The sequence below is a fragment of the Legionella pneumophila subsp. pneumophila str. Philadelphia 1 genome, assembly GCF_000008485.1.
GTDB classification, from domain to species: domain Bacteria; phylum Pseudomonadota; class Gammaproteobacteria; order Legionellales; family Legionellaceae; genus Legionella; species Legionella pneumophila.
This window is the reverse complement of sequence record NC_002942.5, coordinates 535,490-554,737: the sequence shown is the minus strand read 5'-3', so window position 1 is coordinate 554,737 and position 19,248 is coordinate 535,490. Positions and strand designations below refer to the sequence as shown.

The window sequence follows — 19,248 nt, the reverse complement described above, 5'->3', positions numbered from 1 at the left end:
TAAAAATACTTAAGAGCAATTGATTTGGCTCAATATAGCCTATCTATCGCTCTTTCCTGTTGAAGGTTAACTTTTAAGAAAAAATATCCGTAATTATGAGCAAACCTATTTCACAGAGATGATATCAATACCACCTAAATAAGGCTTCAAAGCATCCGGTATATGAATGTTTCCATGCTCATCTTGATAATTCTCCATAATGGCAACTAAAGTTCTTCCAACAGCTAAACCTGATCCATTTAGAGTGTGGACTAATTGAATCTCATTAGTATCCGGATTGCGGAAACGCGCTTTCATTCGGCGTGCCTGAAATGCCTCCATATTGGAACAAGAGGATATTTCTCGATAAGTATTCTGGCTAGGCAACCAAACCTCAAGATCATAGGTTTTGGCTGAACCGGCACCTATATCCCCGGTACACAAAGCAACCACTCGGTAAGGCAAGTTCAAACGCTGTAAAATAATTTCAGCATGCTGAGTAAGTTGCTCTAAAGCATTATAAGAATCTTCCGGTTTGGTAATCCAGACCAGTTCAACTTTCTCAAATTGATGCTGTCTAATCATTCCCTTTGTGTCTTTACCATAAGAACCCGCCTCACTACGAAAACATGGGGAATGGCAAACATAACGAATAGGTAATTGCTCAGCAGACAATATCATTTCCCTTACTGTATTGGTCACTGGAATTTCTGAAGTAGACGTCAAGTAGTACCCATTATCTCCTGTTAATTTAAATAAATCAGCCTCAAACTTTGGTAACTGCCCAGTCCCTAGTAAGCTATCCGCATTAACAATATAAGGTACATATATTTCCTGGTAACCATGTTGCTGAATATGTATATCCAGCATAAATTGAATTAAAGCCCTATGTAATCGGGCCAGATGCCCTTTCATGACGACAAAACGGCTGCCCGTAATTTTAGCTGCAAGCGCAAAATCCATTTGCCCTAGCGCTTCACCCAATTCATCATGTGACTTTACAGGGAAAGAAAAAGCAGGTACGTCGCCCCATTTTCTGATTTCCTGATTATCCAATTCATCTTTACCAACAGGTACTGATTCATGAGGAATATTAGGTAATGATAGGCTAATTACCTCAATTTGTTTAAGAACCTCGTCCAGTTCAGTCTTTTGCTGCTCCAGTATAGCGCCAAGTTTATTCACTTCTTCGCGCATAGGCCCTATGTTTTCACCTCGAGATTTAGCTTCACCGATGGCTTTCGAACGCAAATTTCGTTCGTTCTGTAATGATTGCGTACTTACTTGCAAAGCCTTACGCTTTTCTTCCAACTGACTGAAAGTGACCGCATCAAATTGAAATCCTCGTTTCAGCAATTGGGTTGCTACATATTGAGGATTCTCTCGAAGTAATTGATTATCTAACATAAGCCAACACTCTAAAAATTATTAATTGGAGCCCTGATGTCCTAATAATACATATTTAGCAACTAATGTTCCAATGAAGACCATGGACAATGAGCCAACATTATTAACCAGTATATTGGTCATTAATTTAAACCAATATCCTTGCTCAAACATAAATAAAGATTCTGCAGCAAAACTCGAAAAGGTAGTAAAAGCTCCTAAAAATCCTGTAAAAAGGAATAAACGAAACGACTCCTCGGCGCTAAAACGACCTACTAATACAATAAGAAAAAAACCAGCTAGAAAAGAACCTAGTGTGTTCACTAAAAGAGTACCATAAGGAAATTTAATCCCCCAAGCATTTTGCGCCATTATTGTAACCAAATAACGTGACATTGCACCTAAAGAGCCTCCGATAGCTACAGCCAAATAGGGAGCAACAACCATTCGTTACCTCACAATGCCTCTTGTGGATTGATTCAAAGCATCAATCATAGGGATAATTTCAGGACATTCATTTTGAATCAACTCTAATTCTGAAACTGCCTGTTGAACGGTTAACCCTTTACGAAAGATAATTTTATATGCACGTCGCAAACAATCAATCGCAGCAGAAGAAAAACCTCTCCTTCTTAAACCAACCGTGTTGATTCCACAAGCAGAAGTGGTATGACCTGCAATCATAACATAGGGTAATACGTCTTTAGTGACATAGGTAGCTCGGGCTATGAATGCGTAGGCTCCTACCTGACAAAATTGGTGAACTGCAGCATACGGGCCGATAATTGCGTAATCATTAATTGTGACATGACCTGATAAGGCTGCATAATTCACCATAATGATATGATTGCCTACCATACAATCATGGCCAATATGTGAATAGGCCATTAAATAATTGCTATCGCCAATGCGAGTGACACCTCCACCTTTGACAGTACCTCGGCTAATCATGCAATATTCTCTGATTACATTATTATCGCCGATTTCAAGACGAGTTGGCTCGCCCTTGTAAGTGATATCTTGTGGCTCATCTCCTACGGAGGCAAATTGAAAGATCTTATTGTTTTTACCAATTACAGTAGGTCCTTCAATTACTACATGCGGCCCTATCCAGGTATTTTCACCAATCTCAACATCAGCGCCTATCACTGTTCCAGGGCCTATTGACACTCCACTTGCCAGCTTCGCCGATGGGTGAATCATTGCTCTTTCATCTATCACTTTTTAATTTCCTTTGCTGCGCTTAATAAGTCTGCGGAACAAGCCAATTTATCACCAATATAAGCTTCTCCGTGCATACGCCAAAAATCTCTTTTTTGTCCGGCCAATCTCACCTCTAATCGCAATTGGTCCCCAGGAGTCACTACTTGCTTGAACCGAGCATTGTCAATACCGGCAAAATAATGCAAAAACTCATGTCCTTCTTTGGGTTGACGAGATAAACTGGCTAAAATGGCACAAGCCTGAGCTAAAGCCTCAAGCATTAATACTCCAGGCATAATAGGATTTCCTGGAAAATGTCCGGTAAAGAAGTTCTCATTAATAGTCACATTCTTAATTGCAATCAAATATTCCATGACTTTGTAATCTATCACTCTATCAACCAGAATAAATGGATAGCGGTGTGGTAACAAAGTAAAAATTTGATTTATATCTATCGATTCGTTCATACCCTAGTTCTCATTAATCGCCTATTGCATTACAAAATGGCTCATTATCTTGGTTTAGCTCATTCTAATCAATTAAAAATTTCAAAAATAATGTTACTTCAGATTGTTAAAACATACTTAGTTGTTATTATTCAATTTTTTTTCTATTGTTATCAGCTTGGTAATATAGTCATCCAAATGCCTGAACCGTGCCGTGTTACGACGCCACTTGCGATGATCGTGAACCGTCGTTCCCGAAGAATAAATTCCCGAACGCATGATGGATTTTGTCACAGTAGACATCCCGGTTATCACTACATCATTGGTCAGACGAATATTCGCTGCAAGGCAACTTGCTCCACCTATAATACAATCCATTCCTATTTGCACTAGAGCACCAATTGCAGCAGAACCTGCAATAGCAGTATTATTCCCTACATAAACATCATGTGCGATGAGCACTAGACTGTCTATACAAACTCCCTCGCCTAGATAAGTATCACCAATGGAACCTCTATGGATTACTGTATTTGCACCGATTTGAGTTCTTTGACCAATTACAACTCCACCAAAGATTGGCCCTTGTTGCCATACACCATGTTCTTTGTAGCAATTAAATGGGGCCGCACCAACAATACCCCCAGAACCAATAATCACAGATTGGCCTAAAACTGTACCAGAATGAATTATTGCTCCAGCACCTAGCTGACTTCCTCTACCAATCAGTACGGAAGATTCAATTGTCGTATTAGGACCAACGGTTACGTTATCATCTATTTGTACGCCTTCACCAATCATGCTGTTAGCACCAACTGATACGTTTTGACCTAATTGAGCAGATTTGTGAATTTGAGCTGTCGGATGAATTCCAGAGACAATGACACCAGGTTGAGGCAAGATTTTTGCTGCTTTAAACATTGCTTCTGACGGATTGGAGACTACAACACAGTTTACAGGACACCAATCTTTGTGCTCAGATTTTAATAAAACGGCACCCGCTCTGGTAGAGTTTAAGACAGGCCGCAATAAAGGATTATCAAAATACACAAGATCCTTAGATGAAGCACGAGCCAATGAGGATACGCTAAAAATGGCGTGATTGGCATGACCATGCCAAACGCCATTTAAATGTTTTGCCAGTTCCTCTATGGTTAGCAACGCATCCGCCGAATTAATTAATTGCTTTAATAACTTTATCTGTTACATCAAGAGATTCGCTGCTGAAGGGCGCTGCATCTTTCTGAACAATAATATCGTACTTCTCATCCTTGGCAATTTTGGTAATGGCAGTACGAACCTTATTATACAAACCTTCCATAGCTTCATTGTGAGCCGTGCTCAATTCTTGCTGATATTGTTGTCCATCACGTTCAAACTGTTGTTGTGACGCAACAATTTTCTTTTCCAATTCTTTCTTTTGGCTCGCGCTCATTATAGCACTATCACGCTTGAATTTTTCCATGTCGCTTTTCAAGCTTGCTTCCATTGCGACAAGCTTGTCTCGACGAGGCTTAAATTCTTTTTCCAACTTCTGTTGGATTTCCTTCATTTGATTTGAGGTTTGCATGATTTTTTGTAAATCAACTACGCCTATCTTTGCCCAATCAGCAAACACAGTCGTGCCGAACAAACCCAAAAATAATGCGACTAACACCGCACCCAGACGTTTCATAATGATCTCCTAATTTAAAGTTTGAAATGCTAGCACAATTCGAAAAAGGTTGCGATATGTACAGCACTAGTTTTTAAAATACTAAAATCCGCTTACTCTAATCCATAATACCTCTAAAAACCCGAGGAAAGAGCAAATTGGAAGAGTTGAGTCTGATCCAAAGGCTGTGGATTCAATGCCTTAGCCAAGCTAAAAGACAATGGACCAAAAGGTGAGCGCCATTCTAATGACACACCAGCTGAATAACGCATCGGACCTGCCGGAGTTCCACGTAAAGCAGGAGGTGTCCCGGAAGCAAATACATTACCCGCATCAGCAAAAATAGTCGTTCTTACATTATCTCGACTCAATGGGTATGGTAGTATCAGACCTACACTTCCATTCACAAGGAAATTCGCACCCATTGCATTTCCAAAATTATCTTGCGGGCCTAAAGAATAACTATCGTATCCTCGAACCTGGCCTGGTTGAACTGGACCACCCGCATAGTAGTTTTCAAAAAAGGGTAATCCGAAATTATCAAAAGTATTTCCGTACCCCACATTACCCAGGACAGAAAAAATCCAGCCGCGGGTTAGAGGATAATATAAATGCGCCTGATAAGAGCTCTTATAGTAAGATAGAGATTGCGATGTTGCTGGCAACGCGACCATAGCAATAGCTTGTTGATTAAATCCCTGGTTAGGATAAGGCATTTGATCATAGCTGTTTCTACTCCAACCGGATGTCAACCTTATTTCCTGAAAATGATTGCCGTTTAAAGCAACAAAGTTGATTATGGGGAGTACGTAACCTACTGACTTAATATTGATATCTTGATAACCATATCCCAATTGAAAACTGCTTTTCTCACCTAACGGGAAGTTATAGCTGATGTCGCCACCATAGCGATTAGAACTGTATGTACTAACATTTAAATTTTTAGGATCAATCCTTGAATAATATAAGCTTCCTCCCCGGCCTACCCCAGTATCGGTATAGAACGGATTATAATAGTTAAAAGAGTAGTCTTGCCCCCATTGACTTGCATTGAAAGCAGCCCCCATGGAACGTCCACTTCCCATAAAATTGCGTTGGTTAACGGATGCATTAAATTGATAACCGTTTGTACCATATCCCATGGATGCGCTTGCTTCTGCTGAAGGAGCTTCTTCCACATTAACATCCAAATCGACCTGATTATTGGTTCCTGGAACAGGCGTCGTTTTGACATCAATATTTTTTAGATAGCCCAGCATTCGTAACTGACGCTCAGATTCCTTGATGTTATGTAAAGACAGTAAACCACCTTCATCCTGACGAATCACATTACGCAGAACATAATCTCCTGTCTTCGTATTACCATGAAAATTAATACGTCTCACATAAACATGACGGCCCGGCTGCACTACAAAAGTAATAAATACTGTTTTATTATTTTCATCTATTCTAGGTTCAGCATTAATCGCGGGAAAACCATATCCTACATCCCCTAAAGCTAACCCTATTGCAGAGATGGATTCAGTAACCTTCTTACGAGAAAAAATATCGCCTTTCTTAACCTGGATCAGTGAATCAATTTTTTCTTTAGGTAATATCGTTTTTCCAACCACATCATAACCTGAGAAATGATATTGAGGTCCTTCTTCTATATGAATATTGATGTAGACGTCTTTTTTATCAGGCGATAGCAAAACTTGCGAAGAGACAACATTAAATTTCAAATATCCCCTATCTAAATAAAATGAACGTAATGCTTCTAAAGAAGCATCCATTCCTGCTTTGGAATATTGATCTTTTTTAGTAAAATAAGTAAACAGATTGCTTGTACTTAACGTCAATTCAGGCAATAACTCATTTGCTTTAAAATCATGGTTACCAATTATTTTTATTTCTTTAATCCGTGAAACTCGACCTTCTGATACAGTAATACTAATGGCTACTCTATTTTCAGTAAGAGGAGTTACTTTAGTTTCAATACGAGAATTATACTTCCCTCTGGCTGTGTAGGCCTGTTTCAGCTCCTTCTCCAAACGCTCCAAGGAAGATCTTTGAAATACTCTGCCTTTGACCAGCCCCATTTCTTTAAGAAAAGCCTTCATTTTATCAGAAGGTATTTCCTTATTTCCTACAACGGTAATAGAGCCAATAGTTGCTCGCTCTACCACATTGACCACTAACACATTCCCTTGGCGTTCAAGCGAAACGGACTGGAAAAATCCTGTCTCATAGAGAGCGCGGATAATTTGAGCTGTTGAGCTGGAACTGATTTCCTCACCCACTTGCACAGGCATATAGTTTAATACCGTACCTGTCGAAACCCTTTGTAATCCGTTAACTCTAATCCCTTTGACAATAAAGGTATCAGAAGAAAAGGATTGGGATGACCAAGCTAAAAGAGTAGAACAACAAACACCTAATATTAATTTATTACTGACTTTTTTCATTATTATTTTACGTCCAGCACTACGCGCACTTATGAAGTTAAAAACCATTCAATTGTACAAAAAATTGAAACCCTTTTATAGGAACTAGAAACTACTGTCAAGTTTCTTTGTCGCTAAAACATCATTTCATTCATTAATCATACAGAAATTAGAATTACTCTCGCCAAATCCTAACTGGTTAATCTTGATATATCATTACTAAGAGCAACAAACATTAAAGCAACCAATAGTAATAATCCAAAATAGATCCCGACAGATTTCACTCCGTCCGATAATGGCTTTCTTCTTATGATTTCCAAGACATAATACAAAAGATGACCGCCATCCAGCATAGGGATTGGTAATAAATTAAGCGCTCCCAGGCTAATGCTTACTAAAGCCAGAAAAAATAGATAGGATACCAATCCTCCACGGCCGGAGTCGCCGGCCCCCTGGGCTATACCGACGGGGCCGCTAATACTGTTTAATCCCAATTTTCCAGTCACTAATCTTCCCATTAAGATAAAAGTTGTGCCTGTGAGTTGTACTGTTTGCTTAAAAGCCGTACCGAGTGCCGAAATTGGCGGCTGTTGTTCCAGCCGTAGCCAATGAGCAGGCCAATCTACTTTCTGAGATCTAACTCCTATTAACCCCTCTAATTTTCCATTATTATCCTGACTTCCAGTGTGTACCGTTATATCCATCAATTTACCTTGGCGTTTAATATCCAAATTGATTTGAGAATTGGGCCTTTCCCTTACATAGCTGACTAAATACAACCAATCATTGAAATGCTGACCATTGACACTAATAATTTCATCCCCTATTTTTAAGCCTGCTTTTTCAGCGGGAGAATCGGGAACTACTTCACCGACTATGGGTGGAATAGTGGGTATAAAAGGAACGATGCCCAAGCTTTTAATAGGATCAGGCTTTTTATCATCCAACTGCCACTTATCCAAAGGCAAATACAACGTGCTTTCTTCACCATTTATCATTGACTTTACAGTCAAGCTCACTGTTTCCTGGGAGCCGATAAGAGGCATTATTTCATATTGAAAATCTCGCCAACTATTAATTTTAACTCCATTAAGAGCAAGGATTTCCTGTTTGGGGACTAGGCCAGCTCGTGCAGCAATACTATTTGGTTTTACTGACTCAATCATCGGAGCCAAAGAGTGCATACCGATAACCAAAACCAACCACAATGCTACAAACGCAAAAATAAAATTGAATAAAGGTCCTGCTACTACAATAGCTATCCTGACAAGAACAGATTGATTATTGAATGCGAAAGGCTTTTCTTTTTCAGAAACTTCTCCTTCTGTTTCATCAAGCATTTTGACATAGCCACCCAAAGGAAACAAAGACCAGGCATACTCTGTTCCTTTCTTATCATAAAAACGCGCAAGAATCTTTCCAAAGCCAAATGAAAACCTTAACACTTTCACACCACACCATCGCGCTACTTGAAAGTGGCCGTATTCATGTATGGTGACTAACAATACCAATGCTAATAAAAAGTACAGCAACGTTGAAAGCATATCGTTATCCAAAGATTGATACGACCAGAAAATTAAATTCCCAGTGGTATGTAGGTTAATCCAAAGTAAAACCATGGTAACGCGGCAATTAGACTATCCAATCGATCTAATATACCGCCATGACCTGGAATAATATTTCCAGTATCTTTTAATTGACAACGCCGTTTTAATATACTGATGAACAAATCACCAAAAATTGAAATAACTACAGTAGATAATGCTAAACCAAACCATATATAAATTGAGTAAGGTATAAAATAATAATAGCCCAAAGTCGCGACTATCATAGCTAAAATAACTCCGCCTGTAACACCTTCCCAAGATTTACCCGGACTAACTTTAGGGATTAATTTATGTTTTCCCCATTGTTTTCCAGTGAGATAAGCACCAATATCAGAAGCCCAAATTAAAAAAAGCAAATAGACAAGTAATTCCTTTCCTTGCTGTAAAAAAGAAATTTGCATAAGACTTTGAGTAAATAACGGTAGTAATATCAAAGAAGCTATGGCAACAACGATTGGATAACCCCAATAATTTTGTGAGCGCGGATAAGTAAGAATTGCTAACCCATTTAATAACCAAACCAATAAGCCCACGCTCAACCAATAGGAATAGAAATAGCCACAGGCCCAAAAGCACATCAACAAAAATATCAAAAAACAAGCCTGTACAGTTAAATTGTCCACAGGAATCAATTTGAAACATTCCATTCCTGCAAGCAGGAGTATAACAAGAACAACACCCCATAAAATCCAGGAAGGAGCATAAAAAATAGCTAGCAAAACCAGGGGCACTAATATTAATGTCGTGATCAATCGTTGCATAAACATGGTTTTACCTTTATTCAGATTGTGAAATTTGTCCAAACCTTCTTGCCCGCTTGGCAAAAGAAATCAATGCCAATTCAAACTCATGCTCATTAAAATCAGGCCAATGAACATCAGTAAAATACAGCTCAGTATAAGCTAACTGCCAAAGAAAAAAATTACTTATCCTTAATTCACCACTAGTTCGAATAAACAGATCAGGTTCCGGCATGCCATTCGTATCAAGAAATTGAGCGAATACTGCTTCATTGATTTCATCATATGCCAACTTCCCATCCAAAACCGTGCGTATTAATTTTCTAGCCGCCGTCACTATATCCCATTTACCACCATAATTCACAACAACATTGAGAATTAATTGTTGATTATTCTTGGTAAGAGCTTCCGCATCACACATTTGCTTTTGTAATATTTGAGACAAAGGTTCTCTATCGCCAGTAAACTTTAACCGTATTCCATGCTGGTTTAAATCGTCTATCTCTTTTCGCAAAGCCTCCAAAAACAACTCCATAAGAAAATTGACTTCTGTCACTGGTCTTGACCAATTTTCAGAACTAAATGCAAACAGGCTTAAGCAGGAAATTTTTTTTTCCAAGCAACAATTGATAATCTTTTTAACTGAGTCAAGGCCCGCTTTGTGTCCCTCTACACGGGGCAAACCGCGGCTTTCAGCCCAACGCCCGTTTCCATCCATGACAACGGCAATGTGTTGAGGTAATTTATGATTCAAAACAACTTATCCGACTAATAAAAATGAAGCATAGTCTAACCTCTTTGAGATAAAAATTTAAGTACTACTTAAGAAATCAATTGACCTTGTTTATGAAACACCTCATTATTAAACCTGAATAAATCTTCGTAACGAGTTGTCACTTTTCATTATGAATATCCAGAAAGGAGATAATTCCAATGACCTATAGCGCTCTAAGTCGTTTTTGGTTACGGTTATTTGTACAGACTCCATTCACACCTATGCATTATCTCGGGACGAACCAATGCATCAACATTTCATCTCAAACGTTATACAATACGCTATTTCTCACTAAAACCAATGATCAATCCCTGTTGATGAGGACATAATGAAAAAATCTATCCATCGATTAGTAAAGCCCCGGTTATTTGCAATGAGCATTAGCTTGTTGGCTTTTTCCTCTATAACTTATGGTGAATCGAACGGCAGTTTTGCTTTGTCCGAGCATTGGTCCATGGGGCAACAAATCAAACTACGATTTGACATAAATGAGGTTCCCCAATCAGGTGTTGTATTACATTTAAAAAATGGATTGGCACTAACAGCCGGCGATATCATAAGTCTTGGTGATCTGTATGGAATTGTAGGAAAACCAATTAGCCATGGCTTAACAAAACTGGAAAAACAAACTCGTTTTAAAGAGGTTTTCAACAGTTTTGCCAGGAATGCCATTGCAGTTAGTGAGGTAGAAGATCTTAATTCCGTTATTAGAGCAGAAATGCGCGAAGTCGAATCAGGGATTGCAAAAGGAGAAACTGCTGAAGCCATTTATAAAAGAATTGGGAATGAAGTGGGTCGTCAAATCAACTGCATCACCGGGGGTGGTTGTAATAGCCTGACCTGGTGGTTAAATCCTGGCAGATATCTAAAATTAGCCATGGAAAACTATGATCACTTTACACCGAATAATCTAATAGCTTATAAAAGCGGGCACCATGTCGCACTGCAACAAGCATTAAAAGCAAAACGAACAGGAAAACGCTCTGATTTGGAAGTCGCCTATGCGATGGATGCTTTTGCCTGCCACTATTTATCAGATCACTTCGCTGCCGGCCATTTGCGCACCCCTAGAGAAGAATTATCAGCCATTATCACACCAACAGTCCTTGGTGCGTTGTTATCCAATTATATGCATAATGAAGAAAATAAGTATGGAATTCATGTGACGAATAATCTGGGAGAACAATGGATGGTTTATGGTGACTATTCTTATTTTAATCCTTTTAATCAAACCAACCAGCAGATGCTCTTAAAGGCCTTGCAAGCTTCCGCTGATGAAATATTTGAAGCTTATTACTCAGGCGTTCTACCAGAAAAAAATCAAATAGAGGACATGATTCCACACATCACAAAATTAAATGATGAAAATAACATGGATATTGCTCCTATGTTCTATTGGGATAAAGAAAACAAACAGTTGTTAAGAAGAACCAATTTGGCAAATCCTTACGACAGGCATTGGACAAACAGTTGGTGGGGCTGGAGTACTTTATTATTGTTAAAAACACAATATGGCATAACCTCGACTGTGCAATTGAGTTTAAGCAAATATTTGTCTCAATATGTACCGGAAGAATTGCAAGATAATCCTTTGGTATAGTAGCAGAACCATAACAAGCAACTATACTCTTATTATCGTATAATACGGGGCATAAAATTAAAAAGGAGTTCACATCATGAGTAGGGATACTAAGAACCTGATCCTCAAAGCAATTATTTTATTTGTCAGCTTAACTGCTCTTGTTAACCATGCCATGGCGATGAATCTATTAGGGATAGGACCAAATCCAAAAAATCTACCCAAAGACAATGATGTAAGAGCTACTTTTAATCATTGTAAGTCCTGTGATAAATCAACTACTCCTCCTTTAATTATTACAACTCCTGTACCCATTATTTATTACCCTGGGTGTCGACCGATCCAGTCATGCGATGCTTATGGTCACTGCGAACAAAAAGAAGATTGCTACTAAATTTAATAACAGCGAACTCTTACTGAAACTATATACCTCTTACTGCCGCGAAGGTATAATTATCATTTTAGCCCTTTCATTGTACAATTTAGGATTTAGGTCATGTCGCATAATGCTCCCCTGGTACTCATGATTCTTGATGGCTGGGGCTATAACGAAAATGATAGATACAATGCTATTGCAAAAGCCAATACCCCTCAGTGGGATGAATGGTGGCAAACCTGCCCTCATATTCTTTTGAAAGCCTCCGGCTTGCCTGTTGGTTTACCTGATGAGCAAATGGGTAATTCAGAAGTTGGGCATATGCACATTGGCGCGGGCCGAGTGATACAGCAAGATTTTACTCGCATTAATGAGGCGATAAATAACGGAAAATTCGCTAAAAATGCTGTTTTCCATGAAGTAATTGACCAATTAAAGAAAACAGAAAAATCTCTTCACATCATGGGGTTACTCTCTCCCGGCGGAGTGCACAGTCACGAACAACATTTGTTTGCTTTACTTGCCCTTTGTAATCAAAAAAAATTCAGATCCGTCCATCTGCATTTGTTTCTTGATGGCCGAGATACCCCACCACAAAGTGCTCTTGATAGCTTGAAATGCCTGAATGAAGAACTGGCTAAACACCCTGTTGCAACCATTAATTCAATTTGCGGCCGATATTATGCGATGGATAGAGACAAACGTTGGGAGAGAGTAGAGCCTGTTTATAATTTGTTAACACAAGGCAAAAGTGAGCGCCAATTTCCTGATGCAGAAACTGCAATACATTTTTATTACAAAAATAAAATTTCTGATGAGTTTGTTCCACCCACTCTTATAGGGAAAGAGCATTCTATACAAGATGGTGATGCTGTCCTGTTTTTCAATTTTCGTGCTGACAGAGCAAGGCAATTAACCTCTACATTCCTTGATCCTTCGTTTAAAGGATTTGAAAGAAAAACACTGCCAAAGCTGTCCTATTTTGTCTCCATGACCCAATATGATAAAAATTTATTGACCACGACAGCATTTCCACCTGTTCCTTTAAATAATACCCTGGGTGAGGTCTTGTCTTCTCATGGTCTCAGCCAATTACGCATTGCTGAAACTGAAAAATATGCTCACGTTACTTTTTTCTTTAATGGCGGATGTGAAAGTGTTTTTACAAATGAAGAACGTATCATGGTACCCTCTCCCCAAGTGGCAACTTATGATCTGCAACCAGAAATGAGTGCGCATGAATTAACTAAAACTCTAATAGCCGCCATCAATAGCCAAGATTATCATGTCATTATTTGTAATTACGCCAATGCTGATATGGTGGGACATACGGGAAATTTTGAAGCTACTGTTCAAGCTATTGAGTGCCTTGATCAGTGCATGCAGCAGGTTTGGCAAGCCCTTAAAAACAATGGGGGTAAATTATTGATCACTGCTGATCATGGAAATGCTGAGGAAATGTTTAGCGAAGCGACAAATCAAGCTCATACAGCACATACTAGTGAACCGGTTCCTTTTCTTTATGTAGGTGGAGGGTGGCACTTCACTCATTCCGAAGGAAGTTTAATCGATATAGCACCTTCTTTGCTTGCATTACTAGGGATAACCCCGCCTCCGGAAATGACTGGTCGTATCCTTCTGGAAAAAAACCATGCGCATCCCTAGCCTATCCAAATCTTTATCCGGTGCTTCTCTTGGTTTGGCACTTATGGTCATTCTATTTTTTTGTAATGGCCTTGAGGCAAAAGCTGCTCCAAATTCTATAACTCAAGCACAAACCAAACTAAAACAGTTAGATGCCAAGATTAACAAACTAAAGCAAGTTTTAGCCAATGCACAGGATAAACGGACTGTGCTAAACCAAGAGCTGGGCAGCACTGAAAAACAAATTGGAGAAGGAATACGTAAGCTAAGAATCATACAAGCAAATATGTCCGCAAAAGAAAAAAGTATTGCCGAATTGCAAGGTAAAATAAATCACTTAAATAAACGATTGCAAGCTCAGCAGGAAATGCTGGCAAATCATGTCAGGGCACGTTATCAGATGGGGGAGTATCAACCTTTGAAATGGTTGATTAACCAAGATGAGCCTTTTAAGATCAACCGAATTTTAACTTATTATCAGTATATAATAAGATCACGTCAGCAGTTGATTGATGAAATTGCTCGAACCCGACAAAATCTTAACGACAGTAAAACCAAGCTTGGAAATGAACTTGCAGAAAACAAGCAGCTACAATTTAAGTTGTCACAAAATCAAAAACAGCTAGAGCAAAATAAAAGATACCATAGCACACTGATTCAATCCATTGATAATGACATTCAAAATAATCAACAATCATTAAAAGATTTTCAAAAAGATAGAGACAACTTATCTCATCTCATGAAGTCATTATCTCAACAAAGTGTAATTCAAAGCGGCAAACCGTTCACGGGAATGCGCAAAAAATTGCCGTTACCTGTCCAAACCACCCATAGATCTTTACGCAGGATGAATCAAGGAGTGACATTTTTTGCCGATGAAGGCTCCATAGTTACTGCCGTTTACCCAGGGAAAGTTGTGTTTAGTGATTGGCTAAAAGGTTATGGTTTGCTTCTGATTATTGACCATGGCCAAGGGTTTATGACTTTATACGCACACAATCAATCTCTCTTCAAACGCAAAGGACAAATCGTCCAACAAAACGAGCAAATCGCAAGTGTAGGCCATACCGGTGGAATTAAGCAAAACGGTCTATACTTTGAAATAAGACAAAGAGGAAAAGCGGTCAATCCGTTAGACTGGTTGTCTTAAAGCTTAGCCGCTGGCATTTAAATTGCATAAAAAAATACGCAGGTGGCTAATTTCATGGCCTTGCATCTGAGGAGATCGCTATGGTTATTAAGAAACTTTTTTCCAGTACTTTGGCATTGGTTTATGCCCTAACTCTGATGCTGCCTTTGACCGCGTTTTCGGCTGAAGAAACCAATTCAAATTATTCTAATACAAAACGAATTCCGTTGGAAGATGTGCAACGGTTTTCCAATGCCATCGGTGAAATAAAGAAATACTATGTCAAACCAGTTGATGATAAAGAATTATTTGATAACGCAATTCGCGGGATGCTAACCGGCCTTGATCCGCATTCCAGTTATCTCAATGAAGAGGAATTTAAGGAGTTGCAAACATCAACCAGCGGTGAATTTGGTGGTTTAGGTATCGAAGTGACCATGGAAGAAGGTGTTGTTAAAGTAATCACTCCTCTTGTAGACACTCCAGCATTTAAAGCGGGAATCAAATCTGGCGATTATATTATTAAACTGGGTAAAGAGTCCGTTCAAGGTCTTTCTCTTAAAGACGCTGTTAATTTAATGCGCGGCAAACCAGGTACTACCATAGAATTAACTATCTTGAGAAAAGGTGTAAACAAACCTTTAACTTTTGACTTAATTCGAGAAGTTATTCAAATAAAAAGTGTAAAAAGCAAAATGCTAAGCGAAGGTTATGGTTACATTCGATTGACTCAATTTCAGGCTTTAACTGGAAAAGACATGATTAAAGCAATCGAACAATTAAAACAACAAGCAGGCGGGAAATTGAAAGGGTTAGTATTGGATTTAAGAAATAACCCCGGGGGTTTACTTGATTCAGCTATCCAGGTATCCGATGCTTTTCTTGGCAATGACAAGGCAGGTAAGCAAGAAATGATAGTCTATACGGAAGGCAGACTACCTGGTTCTAAATTCACCGCCCTGGCCAATCCAGGGGATGTGTTAGACAATGCGCCTATCGTTGTCTTAATTAATAATGGTTCTGCCTCTGCTTCAGAAATTGTCGCTGGGGCATTAAAAGATAATAAAAGAGCTATAATCCTTGGTACAAAGAGTTTTGGAAAAGGATCCGTTCAAACCGTATTACCTCTTGATGGCAAAACCGGAATAAAACTAACCACAGCACTTTATTACACTCCATCAGGAGTCTCCATTCAAGCCAAAGGAATAATTCCTGACATCATTGTAGAAGAAGTAGACGTTCCTAAAAATGCAGTCAAAAAAGACACTCTCGCTGGTTTTACTGAAGCGGACCTTAATGGGCACTTGATTAACAAAGACAATTCAGAAAACACTGAATCCAAAAACAACCAAATTCAAACCGGAGATTTAATACACGAGGATTATCAGTTATATGCGGCACTCACCGTATTGGAAGGAATGGCGTTAGCTAACAGATAATGACCAATTAGTCACTCCCGCCTGAAATCATCGATTCACAATGAACTGATGATTTCAGGTTTTATTTTCTACCTAGACAGTATGAATCTCGCCATTTTTCACAGTTTTCACTTCAGATTTGGTAAATAAAGAACCCTTACTGTCCAATACCATGGTTCCCATTACGCCTGTTCCATTGGCAATGTCATGGAGTTGATGAACGACTTCCTGGCTTGTAGTAGGAGAACCTTGTGTTCTTATCGCCATTACTATGCTTTTGTTCAAAAGCTGAAATAAATCAAACGCGTAACCTGCTTCAGTTACAGGATAATTTAAATAATTTTGTTTAAATTCATTAATAAAATCAGGCTGCATCTCATGAGAATCAACATACCATTGACCTTCAAATACCTTTACCACTTCTGGAGTAGCGCGCTCAACTATACTGGTAATGGGCACATGCTGTTTATCTGCCTCCATTTGCTCTTGTATTAATTTAATATCCTCAGGTGATGCCATTACCAAATACATATCTGCATTTTTTCTTTTAATTCTGTTAGTTAATCTTGAAAAATCCTTATTTCCAGGTTCAAAATACTCGGAGGCAGCCACATCAATATGAGAATCAGACTGTAATTGTTTTATAACACTATGCGTCAAAGCGGTTGAGGACGGTTGATTTGCCGTAATAATTCCCAAGTGATGGACCTGCTGACGTTTTAGTTCGTTAACCAAAACCTTGGCTTGGTCATAAGCTGGACTCCAGACGATAAAATTATTTCTGCCGTCTGCAACTTCAGTATTGTTGGTCAGACTAAAATGAATCAAATTGTTTTTCTTTGCTATGGGAGCTGCTATTAACCCCGTTTCTTTACCTCCAGTCACCAACACATTGATATGATGAGTATCAATAAATTTTTGCAGCACAAGACCAGCATTCTTATTTTTAGGAAGTTGATCCAGAGTATAAAATGAATAATGAATATCGGAGGACTGTAACCGTTCGCTGCCCATTTCCATTGCAGCCAGAATATTTCTTCCAATAAAAGCTGAATGACTGGAAAACGGAGCATAGATACCTATGTGAACATCCACTTTATGTTTATTTTTTGAATCAGTTTGAAATTCATGGGCATAGGAAAAATTTATAAAAATAAGTGCGATAACGAATACAAAAAACAAAGGCGCCAATCTTGTATAGAAATAGGGCATTTTTTTCTTCCATGTGTTAAACCTTAAAAACATTCTGCAATGAATAATAAAAAAATACAATCATTATCATTTCGTAAAAAATAATAAGAGATTGCATGATAAAACAGATATTCTGTTGGGAATCGTGCAAGATTATGAGATAATATCTGACCAATTAATGATCACATTGAAATTATGAACATTACCAGATTACTCGCATTTTTTACCAGTTCCTTTTTTTTGTGTCCAACATACGCCAGTGTTGATTCCTATTTTAGTCATATAAAAAAGGATTCCAGTGCCCTTTATGCCTTTTTTAAAACAATGCCCAAGGGTGGCGAGTTACATTATCATTTGGCTGGAGGAGCCTATCCTGAGACCATGCTGGCGCTCGCCGCAAATGGCAACTACTGCCTGGATAAACACACCTTTGCCGTCAGTAAAGATTCTTCTCATTGTGAGGGAGTTAATGTTAAAGAAGTCTTTAACAACCCTGAACTCTATTCCAACATCATTAAAGACTGGTCTATGAAAGATTTTATACCGGGTAAAGAATCTGGCCACGATCATTTTTTCAATGGATTTATCAAATACATGCCTATAGTTTTTGATTATCAACCGCAATTGCTTGCTGATATTGTTCAACGTGCCGCACAGCAAAAAGCACAATACTTGGAAATTATGACAATCCCAGACAATGCCCAGTCATTAACTTATGGGGATTTAATCAAGGATATTCCATCGTATGACCAAAAAAGACGCTTGTTATTAGCGAATAAAGATTTTCAAAGCAACATACAAAATACCGTTTTGGAAAGTGACCGAATTCTTACCAAAGCATCTCAAGAGTTACGCTGCAACGAGAACCCTGCTTCCGACTCCTGCCATGTAAAAATTAAATTCCTCTATTATGTGCTCAGAGAGCAGCCTGTTGATAACGTCTTTGCCCAAGCATTGAACGCTTTTGAGGCTGTATCGAAATCCAAGGGGAATTTAATCGGGGTAAACCTCGTGCAGCCGGAAGATGGAATTATTTCTTTGCGTGATTACCAAAAGCACATGTCCATCTTTGAATACCTGCATCGAATATACCCGAATGTTCCGATCACCTTACATGCCGGAGAATTATCTCCTCAGGCAGTAACACCAGAAAATCTAAGTCATCATATTCGCGATGCACTGCTGATTGGGCACGCCCAAAGAATTGGCCACGGTGTGGATATCGGTTATGAAAACAATGCAGAAGATACCTTAAAATACATGGCTAACCATCACATACCCGTTGAAATCAATTTGATTAGTAATTTAAAAATTCTGGATATATCTGGCTCCAATCATCCTCTTAATTATTATCTTTCCCATAATGTACCTGTCGTTTTATCCACTGATGACGAAGGAGTGCTAAGAACGGACTTAACCCAACAATATGTAGAGGCGGCTAAAGAACATGGCCTTAGTTATCAACAATTAAAACAAATTAATAGAAACACATTAACTTATTCCTTCTTACCTGGGAAAAGCATATGGGCTAATGCGGATAAAGCCGAATTGGTTCCTGATTGTCATGACCTTGGGAGCAAAAGTTGTCAAAAATTTATTGCGCACAACGAAAAAGCAAAATTGCAATGGAATCTGGAACAACAATTAATTGCCTTTGAGAAGAGTTACTAAATTAATTTGCAAAACAATGAGTCCATA

At 38.7% G+C, this 19,248-nt stretch carries 17 protein-coding genes; 6 read left to right on the top strand and 11 right to left on the bottom strand.

The annotated features are described in order from the left end of the window. Nucleotides 1-105: 105 nt before the first annotated feature. The 10 genes from serS to uppS all read right to left on the bottom strand — a co-directional run bounded on the left by serS (nucleotide 106) and on the right by uppS (nucleotide 10,192). The gene (serS, locus tag LPG_RS02555; RefSeq protein ID WP_010946261.1) at nucleotides 106-1,386 is read right to left on the bottom strand and encodes a serine--tRNA ligase; all 1,281 of its coding nucleotides are present in this window, start codon (nucleotides 1,384-1,386) and stop codon (nucleotides 106-108) included. A 21-nt stretch (nucleotides 1,387-1,407) separates the two neighbouring features. Beyond that, nucleotides 1,408-1,812, bottom strand: a complete 405-nt coding sequence (crcB, locus tag LPG_RS02550; RefSeq protein WP_010946260.1) for a fluoride efflux transporter CrcB — start codon at nucleotides 1,810-1,812, stop codon at nucleotides 1,408-1,410. Nucleotides 1,813-1,815: 3 nt separating this feature from the next. Further along, on the bottom strand, nucleotides 1,816-2,586 hold the full coding sequence (gene lpxA / locus LPG_RS02545) for an acyl-ACP--UDP-N-acetylglucosamine O-acyltransferase (RefSeq protein WP_010946259.1): 771 nt from the start codon (nucleotides 2,584-2,586) through the stop codon (nucleotides 1,816-1,818). After that, nucleotides 2,583-3,035, bottom strand: coding sequence for a 3-hydroxyacyl-ACP dehydratase FabZ (fabZ, locus tag LPG_RS02540; RefSeq protein ID WP_010946258.1), 453 nt, complete (start codon nucleotides 3,033-3,035; stop codon nucleotides 2,583-2,585). Before fabZ ends, lpxA begins: the two co-directional genes overlap by 4 nt. A 117-nt stretch (nucleotides 3,036-3,152) precedes the next feature. After that, a complete protein-coding gene (locus tag LPG_RS02535) occupies nucleotides 3,153-4,172 on the bottom strand; it encodes a UDP-3-O-(3-hydroxymyristoyl)glucosamine N-acyltransferase (protein ID WP_010946256.1) in 1,020 nt (339 codons plus the stop codon). A gap of 13 nt (nucleotides 4,173-4,185) precedes the next feature. Next, the gene (locus LPG_RS02530) at nucleotides 4,186-4,686 is read right to left on the bottom strand and encodes an OmpH family outer membrane protein (protein WP_010946255.1); all 501 of its coding nucleotides are present in this window, start codon (nucleotides 4,684-4,686) and stop codon (nucleotides 4,186-4,188) included. Between the two features lie 113 nt (nucleotides 4,687-4,799). Beyond that, the gene (gene bamA / locus LPG_RS02525) at nucleotides 4,800-7,112 is read right to left on the bottom strand and encodes an outer membrane protein assembly factor BamA (RefSeq protein ID WP_015444805.1); all 2,313 of its coding nucleotides are present in this window, start codon (nucleotides 7,110-7,112) and stop codon (nucleotides 4,800-4,802) included. Nucleotides 7,113-7,282: 170 nt separating this feature from the next. Continuing rightward, complete coding sequence (gene rseP / locus LPG_RS02520; protein WP_015444806.1) at nucleotides 7,283-8,635, bottom strand: RIP metalloprotease RseP; 1,353 nt, start codon at nucleotides 8,633-8,635, stop codon at nucleotides 7,283-7,285. A 32-nt stretch (nucleotides 8,636-8,667) separates the two neighbouring features. Next, the gene (locus LPG_RS02515) at nucleotides 8,668-9,465 is read right to left on the bottom strand and encodes a phosphatidate cytidylyltransferase (protein ID WP_015444807.1); all 798 of its coding nucleotides are present in this window, start codon (nucleotides 9,463-9,465) and stop codon (nucleotides 8,668-8,670) included. A 10-nt stretch (nucleotides 9,466-9,475) separates the two neighbouring features. Beyond that, nucleotides 9,476-10,192, bottom strand: a complete 717-nt coding sequence (gene uppS / locus LPG_RS02510; RefSeq protein ID WP_010946251.1) for a polyprenyl diphosphate synthase — start codon at nucleotides 10,190-10,192, stop codon at nucleotides 9,476-9,478. A 349-nt stretch (nucleotides 10,193-10,541) separates the two neighbouring features. Between uppS and LPG_RS02505 the strand changes: the two genes are divergently transcribed. From LPG_RS02505 to LPG_RS02485, 5 genes are all read left to right on the top strand, one after another. Then, nucleotides 10,542-11,813 carry a phosphatidylcholine hydrolyzing phospholipase gene (locus LPG_RS02505; protein ID WP_010946250.1) on the top strand — a complete coding sequence of 424 codons (1,272 nt, stop codon included), beginning with the start codon at nucleotides 10,542-10,544 and terminating at the stop codon, nucleotides 11,811-11,813. A 76-nt stretch (nucleotides 11,814-11,889) separates the two neighbouring features. Beyond that, the gene (locus LPG_RS02500; protein ID WP_011214742.1) at nucleotides 11,890-12,186 is read left to right on the top strand and encodes a hypothetical protein; all 297 of its coding nucleotides are present in this window, start codon (nucleotides 11,890-11,892) and stop codon (nucleotides 12,184-12,186) included. Between the two features lie 102 nt (nucleotides 12,187-12,288). Further along, nucleotides 12,289-13,833: a 2,3-bisphosphoglycerate-independent phosphoglycerate mutase gene (gene gpmI, locus LPG_RS02495; protein WP_010946249.1), complete on the top strand. Its 1,545-nt coding sequence runs from the start codon at nucleotides 12,289-12,291 to the stop codon at nucleotides 13,831-13,833. Beyond that, nucleotides 13,820-14,962 (top strand): murein hydrolase activator EnvC family protein, encoded by a 1,143-nt coding sequence (locus LPG_RS02490; protein WP_015444808.1) that lies wholly within the window; start codon nucleotides 13,820-13,822, stop codon nucleotides 14,960-14,962. Before gpmI ends, LPG_RS02490 begins: the two co-directional genes overlap by 14 nt. 80 nt (nucleotides 14,963-15,042) lie before the next feature. After that, nucleotides 15,043-16,380 (top strand): S41 family peptidase, encoded by a 1,338-nt coding sequence (locus LPG_RS02485; RefSeq protein ID WP_010946247.1) that lies wholly within the window; start codon nucleotides 15,043-15,045, stop codon nucleotides 16,378-16,380. A 72-nt stretch (nucleotides 16,381-16,452) separates the two neighbouring features. Here LPG_RS02485 and LPG_RS02480 read toward each other — a convergent pair whose 3' ends face one another. Beyond that, nucleotides 16,453-17,571 (bottom strand): ABC transporter substrate-binding protein, encoded by a 1,119-nt coding sequence (locus tag LPG_RS02480; protein WP_015444809.1) that lies wholly within the window; start codon nucleotides 17,569-17,571, stop codon nucleotides 16,453-16,455. A 174-nt stretch (nucleotides 17,572-17,745) separates the two neighbouring features. On the opposite strand from LPG_RS02480, the gene LPG_RS02475 reads away from it, so the two are divergent. Next, nucleotides 17,746-19,221: an adenosine deaminase family protein gene (locus tag LPG_RS02475; protein WP_010946245.1), complete on the top strand. Its 1,476-nt coding sequence runs from the start codon at nucleotides 17,746-17,748 to the stop codon at nucleotides 19,219-19,221. Nucleotides 19,222-19,248: the final 27 nt, after the last annotated feature.